This window comes from Rhizobium sp. A37_96, assembly GCF_053521765.1.
The window spans coordinates 245495-262796 of the sequence record NZ_JBNWDS010000002.1; the positions used below are offsets into that span (position 1 = coordinate 245495).

Here is a 17302-nt window from a genome sequence, read left to right on the forward strand (position 1 = left end):
CCGCCGCCGGAGGCTTTATGCCGCATCTGACCAGCATGATCGCCTTCGCTCTGATCGCACTCGGCATGGTGCTGACACCCGGCCCGAACATGATCTATCTGGTGTCGCGATCGATCTCGCAGGGTCCCGCGGCCGGGCTGATTTCTCTCGGCGGCGTCGCCTGCGGCTTCGTCTTCTACATGCTGTCGGCTGCCCTCGGCATCACCGCTTTCGTTCTCGCCGTGCCCTTCGCCTATGACGCCTTGCGGCTGGCGGGTGCCGCCTATCTGGCCTGGCTGGCCTGGAATGCGCTGAAGCCTGGCGGCCGTTCCGCCTTCCAGGTGCGCGAGCTGCCGAAGGACAGCAAGCGCCGGCTTTTCTCCATGGGGCTCGTCACCAGCCTGCTCAATCCGAAGGTCGCCGTGCTTTATCTCTCGCTGCTGCCGCAGTTCATCGATCCTGCCGCCGGCAGCGTTTTCACGCAGTCCGTCATCTTCGGCTTCGTCCATATCGCCGTCAGCCTGACCTTCAATGCGATTTTTGCGCTGACGGCCGGTTCCGTCGCGCTGTTTTTCGTGCGCCGGCCGTCCTTCGCGCTGGTGCAGCGCTGGCTGATGGGCACGGTGCTGGCCGGGCTTGCCGTTCGCATGGCTTTCGAGGCGCAACGTTGAGACGGAACGCTTCACAGGCGCTCGCCGCCAGCCTTCTGGCATTCGCTTCGCTTTCGAGCTCGGCGCCGATCGTTTCGGCGGCTGAAACCGGTGCGCGCACGATCGTTTTCCTGCGCCATGGAGAGAAGCCGGAGGCAGGGCTCGGCCAGCTCAGCTGCCAGGGCCTCAATCGCGCTCTGGCCCTGCCGCCGGTGCTGACGCGGTTGTTCGGCGGCCCGGCGGCGATTTTCGCGCCGGATCCATCGAAGCGAAAGAAGGATTCCGGGGTTTCCTACGACTACATCCGCCCGCTTGCGACCATCGAACCCACAGCCATCGCGCTCGGGCTGCCGGTCGATACCAGCTTTGGCTACGACGACATCGATGATCTGAAAGCCGAGCTGAAGAAGCCGGATTATGCCGGCAAGTTGATCTTCGTCGCCTGGGAGCACAAGCAGATCGTCGATCTCGCCCGCCAGCTGATGAGCGAGAATGGCGGCGATGCCAAGGCGGTGCCGAAGTGGCATGGCAAGGATTTCGACAGCCTCTATGTGCTGCGTATCGGCGGTAGCAAAGCCGGGTCGGGAGCGACGTTCGAAAGGATGGCCGAAGGTCTCGACGGTCGGTCCGAGGCCTGTCCGAACCCGGCTAAGTAGGTTTCAGAAGACCGGCCGCATGAAGCTGCGTTCGTAGCTCACGATGCAGCGCGTCTCCTCGCCATAGGCAAACGCGGCGCGGCATTCCGCATCGTCGGCCATTCTTTTTCGATAGTCTTCATAGGCGGCAAGGCTTGGAAAGCTGAAGAGCGCCAATGCGATGTTGTTGGCGCCTTCATGCGGCAGGAAATAGCCGTGATGCGTGCCGCCCAGCCGGTTGACCAGCGGAATCCAGAGCTTGGCGTAGTGCTCGAACTCGGCAAGCTTGTAGGGGTCGATGACATAACGCAGGTAGCAGGTGATCATTCGGCGGTTCCCTTGGAAAGATGGCCGTTCTTATGCCGGGGCAGCGAGATCGTCCAGCCGAGATTCATCCCAGCCGCGGCCGCCAGGATGATAATGGCGCCGGCGATCTGCGCGATGCCGAGCACATGGCCGAAGGCCAAGCGATCGACCACGATGGCGGCGATCGGATAGATGAAGGACAGCGCGCCGGTCAGATGCGTCGGCAGCTTCTGGATGGCGCCGTAGAGCAGCACATACATCAGGCCCGTATGCACGACGCCCATGGTGACGAGGATCGACCACCCGCCGGCATCCTGCGGGGCCGCCGAGAAATCGGTGAAGGGCGCGAGCATCAGGATGCCCGTCGAAACCTGGATGAGCGCGATCAGATGCGGCGGCGTGCCCTTCAGCCACTTCGCGGCGATGGCCGCCAGCGCATAGAAGAAGGCGGCGCCGAGCGAAAGCAGGATGCCGGTCGCATAGCTTCCGGCGCCCGCCGCCTCGGCCGGTTTGCCTTCCACGATGACCGCCATGCCGGCAAAGGCAAGAGCGAGCCAGAAGAGCTTGGTGAGGGTGATCCGTTCGCCGAGGAACAGCGCGCCGAGCCCCAGCAGCATGAAAGGCTGGGTATTGTAGACGGTCGTGGCGATGGAGATGGAGGCGTGCGAATAGGCTGCGAAAAGCAGCAGCCAGTTGAGGACGATGGCAATGCCGCCGCCGACCGCGATGGAGAATGTCCTGAGGTTGAGGATGCCGGGGCGCAGCAGGCCCATGGCCGCACAAACGACGAGCAGCGTCAGCGCGCCGAAGAAGCAGCGCCAGAAGACGACGCCCGTCACGGCCTGCCCCGACATCAGCACGAACCAGCCGATCGTGCCTGAAATCAGCATCGCCGCCGTCATTTCCACCGTGCCGCGTCTTGTCTCGTTCATTGCCTTGGCTCCCATCCGTCGAAGCCAATCATATTGCGGCGTCATATGCAGTGATATAGGTTTAGTGAGGCAATATGATTTCGCGGCCTAATTAAATGAGGTTGAAATATGGGTGTCCCTAATGCGCCCCTGGGGCTGGATGAAATCGATCAAAGGATGCTGGAGGCACTGGCGCGCAATGCCAGAATATCGCTGAAAGAACTGGCGGAAGCGGCCGGCCTGTCGTCGCCGAGCGCGGCGGAACGGCTCCGCCGGCTGGAAGAGCGCGGCATCATCTCCGGCTTTACGGTCGATATTGCGCCCGAGGCGATCGGTTATCCCCTGCAGGCGATCGTTCGCGTCCGCCCTCTGCCCGGCCAGCTTCATGTCGTCGAGCGGATCATTCAGGAGACGCCGGAATTCATCGAATGCGATAAGGTCACGGGCGACGATTGCTTCATCGGCCGCCTGGTGGTGCGCTCCATGGGCGAACTCGATGGCATTTTGGACAAGATCACCGAGCGCGCCGAGACGAATACGTCGATGATAAAGGCGACACCGGTCAAGCGCCGGCTGCCGCCGCTGTCGCGTTAGCGCAGTTTCAGGAAAAATGCACAGCGGTTTTCCGTCCGGAATTGCTTGAAAACAACGGCCTGCAGTCGTGAAGAAAATCCATGAGCCGCCAGACGGCGCTAGAATTCCGCCATCGGTGACAGCATGAGCGGCCCGGCGATCTCGTCCGCCGCTTTGCCGCGCACCATCAGCACCGTGTAACCTTCATAGGGCTGCAGCGATACGTCGCAATCCAGTCGATCCGGCGAAAAGCAGATCTCGATACGATCGGGTTCGACATCGAGCGCGGACAGGATGGTCGCCAGGGGCGGAATGGCCGTTCCCGCTATATCGAGAAGCCACAAGGTCTCGCCATCGAACGTCCACGCAATGACCGCGTTGCCCGAGAGTGCGGTCAGGCGGATCGCGGAATTGAAGCAGGCGTTCAGCAGAAACATTTCCATCTGCCTGACAACGGCAAACTGGGCGGAGACCGGCTGTCGGTTTTGCAGCAGTGTCCGGACCAGGCGCAGATCGTCCGGCGCCTCCAAGCAGAGCTGCCGGGCGGTTGAGCCGGATTTCTGCGGCGTTGGCATCCGCGCGACGAAGACATGCTGCGGCAGGCTGCGAAAGCCGTAGCGCTCATACAATGCAGGCTTGTCGGTGAGCAGGATATCGAGCTCGTAACCCTCGGCTGCGGTTCGCGCAAAGGCGCGCTGCATGAGGTCGCGGTAAAGGCCGCGTCCGCGCCACTCCGGCCGCACAGCGCCGGATTGATAGCCTGCCGCCTTGATGACGCGGCCGTTGACGATCAGCGGCATTGAAAAGGCGCTTAAATTGGCGACGCAGCGGCCGTCGTCATCGAAATAGCCGAACGGCATGCTGGTAGGATCCGGACCGCCAAATCGATCCTGGATGGCGACGTCGATCGAGAACGTGTCCTGCAGCAGGTCGACAAGGCCCTTCCATGCAGCGGAGTCGCCGAAATAATCCTGGCGCAGGGTCAGCTCATGCGCTTGGACAAGCCCTGGCATCACACGCCGGTCGAGCCAAAACCGCCTGCTCCACGCTTGGTCTCGCTTGCCTCGGTCGTCTCGAAGATGCGGACCTGAATTGAAGGGGCGACGACCATCTGCGCGATGCGCATGCCGCGGGTGATCTCGAACGGCTCCTCACCGAGGTTGATCAGCAGCACCTTTACTTCGCCGCGATAGTCGCTGTCGATCGTGCCGGGCGAATTCAGGCAGGTGACGCCGTGCTTGAAGGCGAGGCCGGAGCGTGGGCGGATCTGCGCTTCGTAACCCTCCGGAACCTCGAAGATGAAGCCGGTGGGAACGAGATCCCGCTTGCCGGGAAGGATCGTCAGCGGCGCATCGTCGTCGACTGCGGCGCATAGGTCCATGCCGGCAGCACCCCTGGTCTGGTAGGCGGGCAGCTCTAGGCCTTCGCCATGCGGCAGGCGGATGAGATTCAGGGGCGGTCGCGGATCGGTGTGAATGGTCATGCTTCAATAGTTTGCGCCCGAACGCCGGAGTCAATTGCAATTGAGTGTTTAAATCGCTAGATACGGCCGCAATTCACAGGATTCACATGCATGGCCGAAAGTCTCGCCGAGGCGGTTTCCCGCCGCCGTACATTTGCTATTATCGCCCACCCGGATGCGGGCAAGACGACGCTCACCGAAAAGCTGCTGCTGTTCGGCGGCGCCATTCAGCTTGCCGGCGAAGTCAAGGCGAAGAAGGATCGCATGCAGACGCGCTCCGACTGGATGAAGATCGAGCGCGAGCGCGGCATCTCGGTCGTGACTTCGGTCATGACCTTCGAATATGAAGGCAACGTCTTCAACATTCTCGACACGCCCGGCCACGAAGACTTCGCCGACGACACCTATCGCACGCTGACGGCCGTCGACGCCGCCGTCATGGTCATCGACGCCGCCAAGGGCATCGAGCCGCGGACGCTGAAGCTGTTCGAAGTCTGCCGCATGCGCGATATCCCGATCATCACCTTCATCAACAAGATGGACCGCGAAAGCCGCGATCCTTTCGAGATCCTCGATGAGGTGGAAGAGAAGCTGGCGCTCGACACCGCGCCGATCACCTGGCCGATCGGCCGTTCCAAGACCTTCTGCGGTTCCTATCATCTGGCCTCCAATACCGTTCGCGGCTCCGACACCGAGGTCAACGCGACGCCGGTGAATGGCCCGCAGAGCGTTGCCGACAGGCTGCCGGAAAACGAGCGCAAGGCCTTCATCGACGAGACGGAGCTTGCGATCGAGGCCTGCCGTCCCTTCGACAGGGAGTCCTTCCTTGAAGGTCATATGACGCCGGTCTTCTTCGGTTCCGCGCTGCGCAACTTCGGCGTACGCGATCTCATCAACGCGCTCGGCGAATTCGCGCCGCCGCCGCGCGACCAGGTCGCCGATGTCAGGACTGTTCACGCCACCGACGACAAGATGACGGCCTTCGTCTTCAAGATCCAGGCCAACATGGACCCGAACCATCGCGACCGCATCGCTTTCGCGCGCATCTGCTCCGGCAAGCTGGAGCGCGGCATGAAGGCGCGGCTGTCGCGCACCGGCAAGCAGCTCGGCCTGACCGCGCCGCAGTTCTTCTTCGCCTCGCAGCGCCAGCTTGCCGATACCGCCTATGCCGGCGACGTTGTCGGCATTCCGAACCACGGTACGCTGCGTATCGGCGACACGCTGACCGAAGGCGAATCGCTCGTCTTCCAGGGTGTGCCGAACTTCTCGCCGGAAATTCTCCGCCGCGTGCGGCTCGAGGATGCCATGAAGGCGAAGAAGCTCAAGGAAGCTTTGCAGCAGATGGCGGAAGAGGGCGTCGTGCAGCTGTTTTCGCCGGAAGACGGCTCGCCCGCCATCGTCGGCGTGGTTGGCGCCCTCCAGCTCGACGTGCTGAAGGAGCGGCTGATGGCCGAATACGGCCTGCCGGTTTCCTTCGAAATGTCGCGCTTCTCCGTTTGCCGCTGGATTTCGGCCGATCAGACCGCCGACCTCGAAAAGTTCGTCACCGCCCGGCGCGGCGATATCGCCCGCGACCTTGACGGCGATCCGGTCTTCCTCGCGCAGGACGGCTTCTCGCTGCGCTACGAGGCGGAACGTTATCCGGCTATCAAGATGGTCGCGATCAAGGAATATCACGCCGTCAAGGCGGCGTGATCGTTTCGGCTACGTTTCGTTTCGGAATAGTGCCTTCGTGATGTTCCATCCAATATAGCGCTATGCCATAGTGCCACCCCGAGATCCATTGGGTGATAGCGGGCGGCTTTCATGATGAAATTTCTTGCGGTTCTTGCTCTGGCGTTCGCCGGGCTTCTGCCGGTATCGACCGAGGCGCGAATCATCACCGATGCGGCGGGACGCACGGTGTCGGTGCCGGACAAGATCGACCGCATATTGGTCGCCGGCCCACCCGCCACCGTGCTGGTCTATGTGCTGGCGCCCGAAAAGCTTGTGGGCTGGGTTCATGCTCCCGACGATGCCGCCAAGGCCTATCTGATGCCGTCGGTGCGGGCGCTGCCGACCATCGGGCGGCTGACCGGCAAGGACGGAACGATCGGTTCACAGGCGGTCACGGATGCCAAGCCCGATATCATCCTCGATGCCGGCACGGTCGATCCCACCTACAAGGCTTTGGCCGACAAGGTTCAGGCCGAAACGCATATTCCTTACGTTCTTGTCGATGGCAGCTTTGCCCGCACCGCCGATACGCTTCGCGATGTCGGCGCGCTGATCGGTGTCGAGGACCGCGCCAACAAACTTGCGGATTATGCCGATTCGGCAATCAAGGATCTGAACGACAAGCTGGCGACGCTGCCGAACGATCCGCGTCCGCGCGTCTATTACGGACGTGGCGCCGACGGGCTGGAAACGGGCCTTTCCGGCTCGATCAATCTGGAAATCCTCGATGCCGTCGGCACGATGAACGTCGCCGCTGCCGCCGGCAAGGGCGGGCTGACGAAGGTGACGCCGCAGCAGGTCGTCGGCTGGAACCCGGATATCATCATTGCCGATAGCCCCGCTTTCGCCGCCTCGGTGAGGAGCGATCCGCAATGGGCAGGCATCAAGGCCGTCAAGGACGGCAAGATCTTCGTGCCGCCGTCGCTGCCCTTCGGCTGGTTCGATTCTCCGCCCGGCGTCAACCGGCTGCTCGCCGTGCGCTGGATGGAGAAGCTGCTCTATCCAAAGCTCTTCCGCAGCGATTTCGCCGAGGATGTGAAGGAATTCTACAAGCTGTTCTATCAGGTCGATCTGACCGATGATCAGCTGGCGGCACTGCTGAAGGGCATGAAGTAACCGCGCTGACAAGGAAGGCACTCATGGTTCGGGAAAACGAAATTCGCGAAAACGAAGTGGCGGTCGAGCCGCCCTCGGCTTCGGATGCCGGCCTTGTCTTCATCGGCCGTATCTCGACGCCCTGGACCTCGCGCATGGAAACGCCGCGCCAGGGCCGGCATGACGGCCCGATCTGCCGCATCGAGATTTTTGAGCCCTGGGTGCTGGCATTAACAGGGGTCGAGGCTTTCGAGCGGCTGGAGATTCTTTACTGGCTGGACCGCTCCCGCCGGGATCTCGTGCTGCAGAGCCCGGCTCGCAACGGCAAGGTACACGGCACATTCTCGCTGCGGTCGCCGGTGCGGCCCAACCCCATCGGCACATCCATCGCCAAGCTGGAAGCCGTCGAGGGGAATGTATTGCTCGTCCGAGGCCTCGATTGCCTGGATGGCACGCCGTTGCTCGATCTCAAGCCGGACCGCACGCTCTTCAAGCCGATCGCGCCGCCGCAGTCCGGGGATTTCCAGACCGGCGACGGCGAGACGGCGCATTATTGCCAGAAGGCATAGGGCAATTCGAGGATTGCTCCGGGCACTCCCTCGACAGGGATCATGCCCGCTCGAAGATCAGTCGACCGCGACCATGACGTCGGATGCCTTGATGACGGCATAGGCGGAGGCGCCCACCGTCAGGCCGAGTTCGTCCACCGCCTCGTTGGTGATCGAGGAGGTGACGATCGAGCCGTTTCCGATGTCGATGCGGACATGCGCGGTCGTCGCACCTTTGGTAATTTCGACGACCTTGCCCTTGAGGCGGTTTCTTGCGCTGATTTTCATGGATATTTCTCCCTTGTGACCGGCGCGACAATACCGCCTCAACCGGCGATGGGCTACCGAAATCCTGTTCGCCGCTATTCGCCTCGGGGGAAACGCTGGTTCTCCTCCAGCACGTTGAGGTCCATGTGGTTGCGCATGTACCGCTCCGAGGCTTTCTGCAGCGGCTGATAGTCCCAGGGATAGTAGGCACCGTTGCGCAGGGCCGTGTAGACGACCCACCGCCGCGCCTGGCTCTCGCGCACGGCGGCGTCGAAGCTTTCGAGGTTCCAGCGCTCCTTGGCCTGCGCCGTCAGCCGTCGCAGGGTTTCGGCGTGGGCCGGGTCGCCGGCCAGATTGGTCAGCTCCTTCGGATCCTTTTCGATGTCGAAGAGCATGGGCGGGTCCTTCTCGCAAAGGGTCAGCTTGTAGCGGCCGTCGCGCAGGCCCACGAGCGGCGCTTCGGAGCCTTCCGCGGCGTATTCCATCGGCACCGGGCTGCGGCTTCCGGTGCCGAGAGCCAGAGGCCCCAAATCCTCGCCGTCGGTCCAGCGGCGCAGCGATGCGATGTCGATGCCGGCAAGCGCCGCCAGCGTCGGCGTCACGTCGAGCGTCGAGACCGGCTGGTCGATCCGCTTCGGCTGCCAGCCGGGGGCCGATATCATCAGCGGCACGCGGGCGGAGCCTTCGAAGAAGTTCATCTTGAACCAGAGGCCGCGCTCGCCGAGCATGTCGCCATGGTCCGAAACGAAGAGGATGATGGTGTTGTCGGCCATGCGGCCGCGCTCGAGCGTTTCGAGAATCTCGCCGATCTTCTCGTCGACATAGGAGATATTGGCGAAATAGCCGCGCCGCGCCCGGCGGATCTGCTCCGGGGTGATATCGAAGGCGGTGTGATCGCACGCCTTCATCAGCCGTTGCGAATGTGGGTCCTGCTGATCGAAGGGAATTTCGCCAACCTGCGGGTCGAGCGCCGGGCAATCCTCATAGAGATCCCAGAAGCGGCGGCGGGCAACGTAAGGGTCGTGCGGATGCGTGAAGCTGACCGTCAGGCACCAGGGCCGCTCGTCCTGCCCGCGGGAGAGATCGTAAAGCTTGCGCACGGCGTGATAGGCGACCTCGTCGTCATATTCCATCTGGTTGGTGATCTCGGCAGTGCCGGCCCCGGTCACCGAGCCGAGATTGTGATACCACCAGTCGATGCGCTCGCCAGGCTTCGTATAATCGGGCGTCCAGCCAAAATCGGCGGGATAGATGTCGGTCGTCAGCCGCTCCTCGAAGCCGTGCAACTGGTCCGGGCCGACGAAATGCATCTTGCCCGACAGCGCCGTCTGGTAGCCGGCGGCGCGCAGGTGATGGGCGAAGGTCGGGATATCGGAGGAGAATTCCGCCGCATTGTCGTAGACGCGCGTGCGGCTCGGCAGCTGCCCGGACATGAAGGAGGCCCGCGCCGGCGCGCAGAGCGGGCTTGCCGTATAGCTGTTGGCAAAGCGTACCGAGCGCTTCGCCAGAGCCTTCAGGACCGGCGCATGCAGGAAATCGGCCGGGCCGTCGGGAAACAGCGTCCCGTTGAACTGATCGACCATGAGGATGAGGATATTCGGGCGGGACATGGGAGTGTTTTCCTTGGAGATCAGAGGCCGATGGCGGCTATGCCGTGCATAGTGGTGACGCCGGCGGGCCAGGGCGTCAAGGCGTCCGGCATGCGGATGGTCTCGCAGCCGTCGCCATCGGCCAGCCGACCCATTGCAGACATGCGCATGATGAAAGCCCCCTCTTGCTATTGCATTATTTTATTGAACATCACTAGAGTTCCCGCTGTGAAGCAGGCATTTTTCGATGGCTGCCAAAAGGAAATTTTATGGCTGAACGTGTTGTCGATCTTGGCTGGCTACGGATCTTTCAGGAGGTGGGCCGCTCCGGCAGCCTGTCTGCCGCCGCATCGGTGCTCGGCTTGATCCAACCGGCCGTCAGTTATCAGATCCGCCGCATCGAAGAGCAGATGGGCGTGCCCCTGTTTCGCCGCCAGCATCGCGGCGTCCAGCTCTCGCCGGAGGGCCGGCGCCTGTTCGAGATCGTCGAGAAGGCGGTCGGGGGCGTCGATACGCTGGTGCGCAGCTTCCGCGTCGAGGCGGCGCGCCCCTCGGTCCGACTCAGAACGGACTATGCCTTCTCCGCTCTCTGGCTGATCCCCCGCATGCATGCGTTCCGGCTGCTCCATCCGGAAGTGGATATTCAGATCGTCGCCACGCAGCGGCTGGATCGTGGCGCGCCGGAGGGCGGTGACATTGCCGTTTTCTTCGGGGCGCGAGACGAATTCGGTCCAGGAGCAACGTTGCTGTTGCCGGAAAAGGTCGTGCCGATCTGCACCAGGGGTTTTGCCGAGCGCCATGGCCCGTTCACCGACCCATCGCAGCTGGCGCGCGCCACGCTCATCCATCTCGATTCCGAGATGTCGTCGCCGTGGTTCGACTGGGAAAGCTATCTTGGGACATTCGGCATTGCCCGCGACAGCTATGCCGGCCGTGGCGACCTGCGCTTCAACACCTATTCCCTGGTCGTGCAGGCAGCGCTCGGCGAGCAAGGCGTGGCGCTCGGCTGGATGGGGCTCGTCGATTCGCTTCTCACGGCACGTACGCTGGTGAGGGCAGGTCCGATGCTGGAGGCGCCGGAGCGCGGCTACTGGCTCCTGCCGCCGGCGGCGCCGAGCCCGCACGCGGAGCGGCTGGCTCAATGGCTGCTGGCGGAAGCGGCCATCGCCCGGCCGCAATCGCCTACTTCGCCGTGAGATCTGCGAGAAACGTCTCGCACCAGTGCAGGACGTCGTGCTCCAGCAGATAGTCCATCATGCCGCGCCAGCGTTCCTGCCGTTCCTGCAGCGGCATGTTGACGGCACGGGCCAACGCGTTGGCGGTCCCATCGACGTCATAGGGATTGACCAGCAGAGCGCCGTGCAGCTTGCGCGCCGCGCCGGCAAACTGCGACAGCACCAGCACGCCGGGATCGTCCGGATCCTGTGCCACGACATATTCCTTGGCGACGAGGTTCATGCCGTCGCGCAGCGGCGTCACCAACCCAACCTTGGCGAGCCTGTAGAGACCGGCCAGGATCGGCCGGCTGATCGAGCGGTTGATATAGCGGATCGGCACCCAGTCGACCGTGCCGATGGCGCCGTTGACTCGGCCGGCCTGCTCGGCGACGGCGTGCTGCATGGCCTCGTATTCCGGCACTTCCGAGCGCGATTTCGGGGTGATCTGCAAATAGGTGACGCTGCGCTGGTGGGCGGGGTTGTTGGTGATGAAACGCTCGAAGGCGTCGATGCGCTGCGTGATGCCCTTGGAGTAGTCGAGCCGGTCGACGCCGAGAATGAGGTCGCGGCCCTCGATGCTCTTCCGCGCCTTGTGAACCATGCTGTGCGATGCGGCCTTGCGGGCGAAGGCGGCGAAGGCCGCCGTTTCGATGCCGATCGAATAGGCGCCGCCGCGGAAATCGTGGCCGTGGGCACTGAAATGCCCGGGGCTTTTCTCGATGCCCATGCCCTCGCGCTTCAGGCAGCCCGCGAAGTTCTCAAGGTCATGGTCGGTCTGGAAGCCGAGCAGATCATAGGAGGAAAGGCCGCGCATGATTTCCTCATGCACCGGCATGGCCCGCACGACGTCGGCCGGCGGCCAGGGAATGTGCAGGAAGAAGCCGATCCGGTTCTTCAGTCCCATCTGCCGCAGTTCCGCCGCCAGCGGAATGAGATGATAGTCATGCACCCAGATGATGTCGTCCGGCTCGATCAATGGCGCAAGCCGATGGGCAAAAAAGCGGTTGACGCGGAAATAGCCGGTCATTTCCTTGCGCGCATATTCGGCAAGGTCGAGCCTGTAGTGGCAGATCGGCCAGAGCACGCGGTTGGCAAAGCCCTGATAGTATTCTTCGACATCGGTCTGCGTCAGGTCGGTCAGGGCGTAGGTAATATTGCCGTCCTGCGTCATCTCCAGCGGCTCCGGTTCGGCCTCGCCGCTGGATTTGCCGGACCAGCCCATCCAGATGCCGCCACGCTCGGCAAGGGCGGCTTGCAGCGCCACGGCAAGGCCGCCGGCGGCTGCAGCGCCCTTGTGATCGGGCACGGAAACGCGATTGGAAACAATGATGAGACGACTCACGGATTCTTCCTTTCGAGAAGGCTGGGCGGGCGCTGAACTGATCGACGGATTACTTGACGAGCGTTCCCAGCACGTCTCTTAAACGCGCAGGCGAGCCAATGGATGCACGCGCCAGCGTTTTTCCATTGGCATCGCCGATGCGCACGGATTGGCCCCCGAGACGGTTGGCGGCGGCGAACATCGTCTCGTCGGTCACGTCGTCGCCGATTGCGATCGGACGTCGCCCCTCGAAGGGCGCTTCGGCAAGGAATGCCTCGACGGCATGTCCCTTGCTGGCGTGGGCAGGGCAGATTTCGATCACCATCTTGCCGCGCTGAAGGCTCCAGTCGGGCCCCGCGTCCTCCAGATGGCGCTGCATGGCTTCGCCGATTTCGGCCTCGTTTGCGGGCGCATGCCGAAAGTGGACCGCGACCGCGGCCCCCTTGTCCTCGACGATGGCGCCGGGCCAGGCCAGAGCTTCGCGCCGGATGACCTGCTTCATCTCCTGGAAGGCGGGGGGAACATGTGCGCGCCGCAGCCTTCCGCCCGCATCGCGCCGTTCCGCGCCATGCAGGCCGGCGACGGGAAAACGGAAAGGGGCAAAGAGCGGATCGACGAACTCGATGGCGCGGCCGGTCACCAGCGCCAGGGCGCCGCCGAGCTGGCGGGAGAGGGCATGAAGCGCGCCGGGCAGATAGTCGGGTACGACGATCGCCTCCGGCCGTTCGGCAAGATCGAGCAGGGTCCCGTCGATATCGAGGAACAGGGCCCAATCCTGGGGATACAAGGAGAGTGCCGTGAGTGCCGGTTCGTTCAGCGGCCGCGGTTTGGCGTCACCCTGCTCGGGCTTTTCCTGAGAAGACATGCAGGGGTAGTTAAGGCGCTCTTCCCGTTCGGCAAGGAAAAAAACGAAATTGCCATGGAGAGGATGAGCGGCTCTCCTCTGGAACCGCCGGCATATTGGCGGCCACGGACTCTAGGAATGCAAAAGGGGCCGCCTTAAGCGACCCCCCATGAGTTTTGGCCCGTAACTGGCCTGAAGCGGCAAACGCTTCGGGAAGGTGTTGATCAGAGCGAGGGCTGCCTCGCAACGTTCACGACCATTTCCATGCCGTATACAAAGACCGAAATCTCACTAGACATTGGATCACCTTCCTTTCGTTACGTTTCAGACAAGATAAACGTAGCTCAAATTCGACTCGATGCAAGAGCTTCGATGTCAGGAAGTTTCACACTTCTTGTCGCAGTGAAATGCTCGGCTTTGCCATATCTGTGCGCAAGGCCCTGTCCTTGCGGGCTCACGAAGAAAATACTGCGATGTCAAACGTGATCGGACGAAGCGTCGCATATCTGTCATTTTGCGCGCTGCGGGATGGAAAATTAAGACTTTATTACCCATTCCGCATAAACAATCGTCCAAGATTTGCCATTCTCCCGCGGGACTGGAAGACAGCGGGAAATCGGAGTGAAAGACGCATGTGTCGCTGGGCAGCCTATCGCGGAGACCCCCTCTATCTGGAGGAGCTCGTGTCTTCGCCCGCCCACTCCCTGATCGAGCAATCCCATTGCGCCACGCGCGCCAAGACGGCGACCAACGGCGACGGCTTCGGCATCGCCTGGTATGGCGACCGGCCGGAACCCGGCCGCTATCGCGATATCCTGCCGGCCTGGTCCGACTGCAATCTCAAGAGCCTGGCGCGGCAGATCCGCTCGCCGCTCTTCCTCGCCCATGTCCGCGCGGCCACCGGCGGCGGCACGCGACGCGACAACTGCCATCCCTTCGTCTTCGAGAACTGGTCGTTCCAGCACAATGGCCAGATTTCCGATTTCGACCGCCTGCGCCGGCCGATGGAAGCCATGCTCGACGACGGGCTCTTCCATGCCCGCAGCGGCACGACCGATTCGGAACTTCTTTTCCTGCTCGCTCTGCAATTCGGCATGGCGGCCAATCCGATTGCCGCGATGGCGGAAACCATCGGCTTCGTCGAAGGTCTTTCGCTGCATCTGACCGGATCGGTGCTGGTGCGCTTCACCGCCGCCTTTTCCGACGGCAAGTCGCTCTATGCCATACGCTACGCGACAGACCGCAAGGCGCCGACGCTTTATGCCTCACCCGTCGGGTCAGGCAATTGCCTGGTTTCCGAACCGCTGAACGACGACGTCGATGCCTGGCGCGAAATTCCCGATGGCAGCGCCGTCATGATCGACGACACCGGCGTCCATGTCTCGCCCTTCCAGCCGGAGGAGCGTGCGCGCGTCGAGCGCCAGCCGGCAACCGCTATCCCTGCTTGAATTGCTCGGCGATGAGGGCGGCGAGCCGTACCGCCACTTCATCCTTGTCGAGGTCGGGCCACCGCTCGACGCCGTGATGGCTGATGATCTTCACGCGGTTTCGCGTGCCGCCCATGATGCCGGTCGCGGGTGAGACGTCGTTGGCGACGATGAAGTCGGCGCCCTTGCGCTCCAGCTTCGCGCGGGCATTGCTCTCGACATCCTGCGTTTCGGCGGCAAAGCCGACGACGAGCTTCGGCCGTTGCGTATGATGGCCGACGGTTTTCAATATGTCCGGGTTTTCCGTGAGCGCCAGCGTCGGGATCGACTCGCCCGGATGTTTCTTGATCTTCTGGTCCGATGCGGATGCGACGCGCCAGTCGGCAACCGCAGCCACCATCACGGCGATATCAGCCGGAAGGGCCGCAAGCACGGCGTCGCGCATTTCGTCCGCCCGTTCGACATGGACGACATGCAGGCCGGCCGGATCGGGTATGGTGACGGGACCGGAAACGAGGGTGACGTCGGCGCCGAGGGCCGCAAGTGCGGCCGCGATGGCATGGCCCTGCCGTCCCGACGAGCGGTTGGCGATGTAGCGCACGGGGTCGATCGGCTCGTGCGTCGGCCCCGAGGTGACGATGGCCTTCTTGCCGGCAAGCGGCTTGGCGCCGTCATCCAGCCGCAGTTCGGCGGCGGCGACGATGTCGAGCGGTTCGGCCATGCGGCCCGCGCCGGCCTCGCCACTTTCGGCCATTTCGCCTTTCATCGGTCCTATGAAGGCAATTCCATCGCCGCGCAGCGTCTCGATGTTCCGCCTGGTTGCCGGATGCGCCCACATTTTCGGGTTCATGGCCGGTGCGGCCAGAACGGGCCGATCTGTGGCGAGCAGTATGGTCGAGGCGAGATCGTCGGCGAGCCCGTTTGCCATCTTGGCGAGCAGATCGGCCGTTGCCGGCGCGATCAGAACCAGGTCGCAGTCTCGCGCCAGCCGGATATGGCCGACATCCTGCTCGTCCTGCCGTGAAAACAGATCGGTGAACACATGATCGGCGGCGAGCGCGCCGACGGCAAGCGGCGTGATGAACTGCTGCGCGCCAGCCGTCATGACGGGCCGCACGCTCGCGCCGCGCTCGCGCAGCCGGCGGATGAGATCGAGGCTCTTATAGGCCGCGATGCCACCGGAGATGATGAGAAGGATGCGCTTGCCTGCGAGAACCATGCCTGAACCCGTCGCCTGTTCTTTTGGCTGCAAGCCTAAGCCTTTGGCGGATAATAGGCAATCGCGGTATGTGTCCTTCGAGGCCGGCGTGTCGCTGAGTACAGCACAAATGGCCCGTCGCGCCGGTATTTCCAGAGGCTCATCACATCGGCATCAACTACTTGTCATTTGCGGGAACCTTCGGTCTCGACAAAAGTGAACACGTTAACAATCGAAGGAGTAACGCCTTGAAACTGATGAAAGTCGCGATGATCGCCCTGCCAATCATGGCCGCCGCCATGCCGGCTTTTGCCGAGCGCGCCTATTCGCCGCAAGAGCAGAAGAACAAGGAGATCGTTCTGGATTTCTACCAGAAGGCGCTGAACGACAAGGATTTCGACGCGGCTTCCAAATATCTCGGCAAATACACCCAGCACAATCCGATGGCGGCCGATGGCCCCGAAGGGCTGCGCGGCTTCATCGAATACCTGAAGAAGAATTATCCGCAGTCGAAGAGCGAGATCAAGCGCGTGATGGTCGATGGCGATTACGTGATCCTGCGCGTCCATGCCGTTCGCCAGCCGGGCGACCGTGGCAGCGCCATCGTCGATATCTTCCGCGTCGAGGACAACAAGATCCAGGAGCATTGGGACTCGGTGCAGCCGATCCCCGAGACATCGAAGAACAACAATACGATGTTCTGAGTGCCCATTGTTTCAGGGAGGAGGGACCTCTCCTCCCTGAAAGATCGTGCCGCAATGGCGCTCACGCTTGCGGGCAAGCTTTGTGCTTAGAGCGTGCTCATGCCGCCGTCGATAATCAGTTCGCTGCCGACGGTGAAGGTGGATTCATCGGAGGCGAGGAAGACGATCGCCTTGGCGACCTCGCTCGAATTGCCAAAACGGCCGGCAGGGATCTGGCTCTGGATCTGGGCGCCCATCGCCTTGGCATCGGCTTCCGAAAGACCGAACTTGCTGTGGAGCGGCGTTGCGATCGGGCCGGGGCTGACCGCGTTGACGCGAATACCGCGTCCGATCAACTCACCCGAAAGCGTCTTGGCAAGCGTCAGCAAGGCACCCTTGGTCAGTGCGTAGACGCTCGAATTCGGCATGCCGACATGGGCGTTGATCGAGGTGTTGAGAACGATCGAGGCCGGATTGGAGAGGATGGGCAGCAGGGCCTGAACCAGGAAGAACGGGCCTTTCACGTTGACGGCGATGGACTTGTCGAACGCGGCCTCACTCCATTGTTCGAGCGGGCCGAACTCCGCAATGCCGGCATTGACGAAGAGAATGTCGAGATGGCCGAAGGCTTTCTTGACGGCTTCCGCCACGGCCTTCTGACCTTCGGCATTGCCGGCGTCGGCCTGGATGACGAGCGCCTTGTCGCCAAGCTCCTTGCGGGCGGCTTCGATGCCGGCGGCGCTGCTGCCGGTGACTGCGACGCGCGCGCCCTCGGCGATGAATTGGCGGGCCGTTTCCAGGCCGATGCCGCTGGTGCCGCCGGTGATGAGTGCGGTCTTGTTCTGCAGGCGTGACATGATCTTGTTCCTCAAAGGTTGGGA

The 17302-nt window shown here is 62.7% G+C and carries 20 protein-coding genes; 9 read left to right on the forward strand and 11 right to left on the reverse strand.

Annotation, left to right across the window (positions count from 1 at the left end):
• The first annotated feature begins 17 nt into the window (after positions 1-17).
• Together ACQZ6J_RS07620 and ACQZ6J_RS07625 are read left to right on the forward strand one after the other, a co-directional pair.
• Entirely contained in the window at positions 18-650 is a 633-nt protein-coding gene (locus ACQZ6J_RS07620; protein ID WP_163984932.1) for a LysE family translocator, read from the forward strand.
• A complete protein-coding gene (locus tag ACQZ6J_RS07625) occupies positions 647-1285 on the forward strand; it encodes a hypothetical protein (protein ID WP_449083139.1) in 639 nt (212 codons plus the stop codon). Before ACQZ6J_RS07620 ends, ACQZ6J_RS07625 begins: the two co-directional genes overlap by 4 nt.
• A 3-nt stretch (positions 1286-1288) precedes the next feature.
• On the opposite strand, the gene ACQZ6J_RS07630 is transcribed toward ACQZ6J_RS07625, so the two are convergent.
• Both ACQZ6J_RS07630 and ACQZ6J_RS07635 read right to left on the reverse strand, forming a co-directional pair.
• A complete protein-coding gene (locus ACQZ6J_RS07630; protein ID WP_449083141.1) occupies positions 1289-1591 on the reverse strand; it encodes an NIPSNAP family protein in 303 nt (100 codons plus the stop codon).
• Entirely contained in the window at positions 1588-2502 is a 915-nt protein-coding gene (locus ACQZ6J_RS07635) for a DMT family transporter (RefSeq protein WP_449083143.1), read from the reverse strand. Before ACQZ6J_RS07635 ends, ACQZ6J_RS07630 begins: the two co-directional genes overlap by 4 nt.
• Positions 2503-2610: 108 nt before the next feature.
• Between ACQZ6J_RS07635 and ACQZ6J_RS07640 the strand changes: the two genes are divergently transcribed.
• Positions 2611-3075, forward strand: coding sequence for an Lrp/AsnC family transcriptional regulator (locus ACQZ6J_RS07640; protein ID WP_163984928.1), 465 nt, complete (start codon positions 2611-2613; stop codon positions 3073-3075).
• 98 nt (positions 3076-3173) lie between these two features.
• Here the strand turns inward: ACQZ6J_RS07640 and ACQZ6J_RS07645 are convergent, their stop codons facing one another.
• Entirely contained in the window at positions 3174-4067 is an 894-nt protein-coding gene (locus tag ACQZ6J_RS07645) for a GNAT family N-acetyltransferase (protein ID WP_449083145.1), read from the reverse strand.
• A complete protein-coding gene (dut, locus tag ACQZ6J_RS07650) occupies positions 4067-4537 on the reverse strand; it encodes a dUTP diphosphatase (RefSeq protein WP_163984926.1) in 471 nt (156 codons plus the stop codon). Before dut ends, ACQZ6J_RS07645 begins: the two co-directional genes overlap by 1 nt.
• Before the next feature lie 90 nt (positions 4538-4627).
• Between dut and ACQZ6J_RS07655 the strand changes: the two genes are divergently transcribed.
• From ACQZ6J_RS07655 to tsaA, 3 genes are all read left to right on the forward strand, one after another.
• Positions 4628-6211 (forward strand): peptide chain release factor 3, encoded by a 1584-nt coding sequence (locus ACQZ6J_RS07655; RefSeq protein ID WP_163984925.1) that lies wholly within the window; start codon positions 4628-4630, stop codon positions 6209-6211.
• Positions 6212-6322: 111 nt separating this feature from the next.
• Positions 6323-7348 carry an iron ABC transporter substrate-binding protein gene (locus tag ACQZ6J_RS07660; protein ID WP_449083148.1) on the forward strand — a complete coding sequence of 342 codons (1026 nt, stop codon included), beginning with the start codon at positions 6323-6325 and terminating at the stop codon, positions 7346-7348.
• A gap of 23 nt (positions 7349-7371) precedes the next feature.
• A complete protein-coding gene (gene tsaA, locus ACQZ6J_RS07665) occupies positions 7372-7896 on the forward strand; it encodes a tRNA (N6-threonylcarbamoyladenosine(37)-N6)-methyltransferase TrmO (RefSeq protein ID WP_449083150.1) in 525 nt (174 codons plus the stop codon).
• A gap of 57 nt (positions 7897-7953) precedes the next feature.
• Here the strand turns inward: tsaA and ACQZ6J_RS07670 are convergent, their stop codons facing one another.
• From ACQZ6J_RS07670 to ACQZ6J_RS07680, 3 genes are all read right to left on the reverse strand, one after another.
• Positions 7954-8163 (reverse strand): TOBE domain-containing protein, encoded by a 210-nt coding sequence (locus ACQZ6J_RS07670; RefSeq protein WP_004108310.1) that lies wholly within the window; start codon positions 8161-8163, stop codon positions 7954-7956.
• Between the two features lie 74 nt (positions 8164-8237).
• Positions 8238-9752: a choline-sulfatase gene (gene betC / locus ACQZ6J_RS07675; protein ID WP_449083152.1), complete on the reverse strand. Its 1515-nt coding sequence runs from the start codon at positions 9750-9752 to the stop codon at positions 8238-8240.
• Positions 9753-9772: 20 nt separating this feature from the next.
• Complete coding sequence (locus ACQZ6J_RS07680; protein ID WP_449083154.1) at positions 9773-9901, reverse strand: hypothetical protein; 129 nt, start codon at positions 9899-9901, stop codon at positions 9773-9775.
• A gap of 99 nt (positions 9902-10000) precedes the next feature.
• On the opposite strand from ACQZ6J_RS07680, the gene ACQZ6J_RS07685 reads away from it, so the two are divergent.
• On the forward strand, positions 10001-10927 hold the full coding sequence (locus ACQZ6J_RS07685) for a choline sulfate utilization transcriptional regulator (RefSeq protein ID WP_449083156.1): 927 nt from the start codon (positions 10001-10003) through the stop codon (positions 10925-10927).
• On the opposite strand, the gene otsA is transcribed toward ACQZ6J_RS07685, so the two are convergent.
• Both otsA and otsB read right to left on the reverse strand, forming a co-directional pair.
• Positions 10914-12290 (reverse strand): alpha,alpha-trehalose-phosphate synthase (UDP-forming), encoded by a 1377-nt coding sequence (otsA, locus tag ACQZ6J_RS07690; RefSeq protein WP_449083158.1) that lies wholly within the window; start codon positions 12288-12290, stop codon positions 10914-10916. The genes ACQZ6J_RS07685 and otsA overlap by 14 nt on opposite strands.
• Positions 12291-12339: 49 nt before the next feature.
• Positions 12340-13134: a trehalose-phosphatase gene (otsB, locus tag ACQZ6J_RS07695; RefSeq protein WP_163984919.1), complete on the reverse strand. Its 795-nt coding sequence runs from the start codon at positions 13132-13134 to the stop codon at positions 12340-12342.
• A 611-nt stretch (positions 13135-13745) separates the two neighbouring features.
• Here otsB and ACQZ6J_RS07700 point away from each other — a divergent pair.
• Complete coding sequence (locus ACQZ6J_RS07700; protein ID WP_449083160.1) at positions 13746-14561, forward strand: class II glutamine amidotransferase; 816 nt, start codon at positions 13746-13748, stop codon at positions 14559-14561.
• On the opposite strand, the gene coaBC is transcribed toward ACQZ6J_RS07700, so the two are convergent.
• Entirely contained in the window at positions 14548-15759 is a 1212-nt protein-coding gene (gene coaBC / locus ACQZ6J_RS07705) for a bifunctional phosphopantothenoylcysteine decarboxylase/phosphopantothenate--cysteine ligase CoaBC (protein WP_449083162.1), read from the reverse strand. The genes ACQZ6J_RS07700 and coaBC overlap by 14 nt on opposite strands.
• Positions 15760-15995: 236 nt before the next feature.
• On the opposite strand from coaBC, the gene ACQZ6J_RS07710 reads away from it, so the two are divergent.
• Positions 15996-16442: a nuclear transport factor 2 family protein gene (locus tag ACQZ6J_RS07710; RefSeq protein ID WP_204326255.1), complete on the forward strand. Its 447-nt coding sequence runs from the start codon at positions 15996-15998 to the stop codon at positions 16440-16442.
• An 86-nt stretch (positions 16443-16528) separates the two neighbouring features.
• Here ACQZ6J_RS07710 and ACQZ6J_RS07715 read toward each other — a convergent pair whose 3' ends face one another.
• The gene (locus tag ACQZ6J_RS07715) at positions 16529-17278 is read right to left on the reverse strand and encodes an SDR family oxidoreductase (protein WP_163984915.1); all 750 of its coding nucleotides are present in this window, start codon (positions 17276-17278) and stop codon (positions 16529-16531) included.
• Between the last annotated feature and the right edge of the window lie 24 nt (positions 17279-17302).

Coding starts and splice junctions, on each gene's coding strand:
- ACQZ6J_RS07710 (WP_204326255.1), top strand. CDS start 15,996: ATGAAAGTCGCGATGATCGCCCTGCCAATCATGGCCGCCGCCATGCCG.
- coaBC (WP_449083162.1), bottom strand. CDS start 15,759: ATGGTTCTCGCAGGCAAGCGCATCCTTCTCATCATCTCCGGTGGCATC.
- ACQZ6J_RS07655 (WP_163984925.1), top strand. CDS start 4,628: ATGGCCGAAAGTCTCGCCGAGGCGGTTTCCCGCCGCCGTACATTTGCT.
- tsaA (WP_449083150.1), top strand. CDS start 7,372: ATGGTTCGGGAAAACGAAATTCGCGAAAACGAAGTGGCGGTCGAGCCG.
- ACQZ6J_RS07660 (WP_449083148.1), top strand. CDS start 6,323: ATGATGAAATTTCTTGCGGTTCTTGCTCTGGCGTTCGCCGGGCTTCTG.
- ACQZ6J_RS07715 (WP_163984915.1), bottom strand. CDS start 17,278: ATGTCACGCCTGCAGAACAAGACCGCACTCATCACCGGCGGCACCAGC.
- betC (WP_449083152.1), bottom strand. CDS start 9,752: ATGTCCCGCCCGAATATCCTCATCCTCATGGTCGATCAGTTCAACGGG.
- ACQZ6J_RS07670 (WP_004108310.1), bottom strand. CDS start 8,163: ATGAAAATCAGCGCAAGAAACCGCCTCAAGGGCAAGGTCGTCGAAATT.
- ACQZ6J_RS07645 (WP_449083145.1), bottom strand. CDS start 4,067: ATGCCAGGGCTTGTCCAAGCGCATGAGCTGACCCTGCGCCAGGATTAT.
- otsB (WP_163984919.1), bottom strand. CDS start 13,134: ATGTCTTCTCAGGAAAAGCCCGAGCAGGGTGACGCCAAACCGCGGCCG.
- ACQZ6J_RS07640 (WP_163984928.1), top strand. CDS start 2,611: ATGGGTGTCCCTAATGCGCCCCTGGGGCTGGATGAAATCGATCAAAGG.
- ACQZ6J_RS07700 (WP_449083160.1), top strand. CDS start 13,746: ATGTGTCGCTGGGCAGCCTATCGCGGAGACCCCCTCTATCTGGAGGAG.
- ACQZ6J_RS07685 (WP_449083156.1), top strand. CDS start 10,001: ATGGCTGAACGTGTTGTCGATCTTGGCTGGCTACGGATCTTTCAGGAG.
- dut (WP_163984926.1), bottom strand. CDS start 4,537: ATGACCATTCACACCGATCCGCGACCGCCCCTGAATCTCATCCGCCTG.
- ACQZ6J_RS07680 (WP_449083154.1), bottom strand. CDS start 9,901: ATGCGCATGTCTGCAATGGGTCGGCTGGCCGATGGCGACGGCTGCGAG.
- ACQZ6J_RS07630 (WP_449083141.1), bottom strand. CDS start 1,591: ATGATCACCTGCTACCTGCGTTATGTCATCGACCCCTACAAGCTTGCC.
- ACQZ6J_RS07635 (WP_449083143.1), bottom strand. CDS start 2,502: ATGAACGAGACAAGACGCGGCACGGTGGAAATGACGGCGGCGATGCTG.
- ACQZ6J_RS07620 (WP_163984932.1), top strand. CDS start 18: ATGCCGCATCTGACCAGCATGATCGCCTTCGCTCTGATCGCACTCGGC.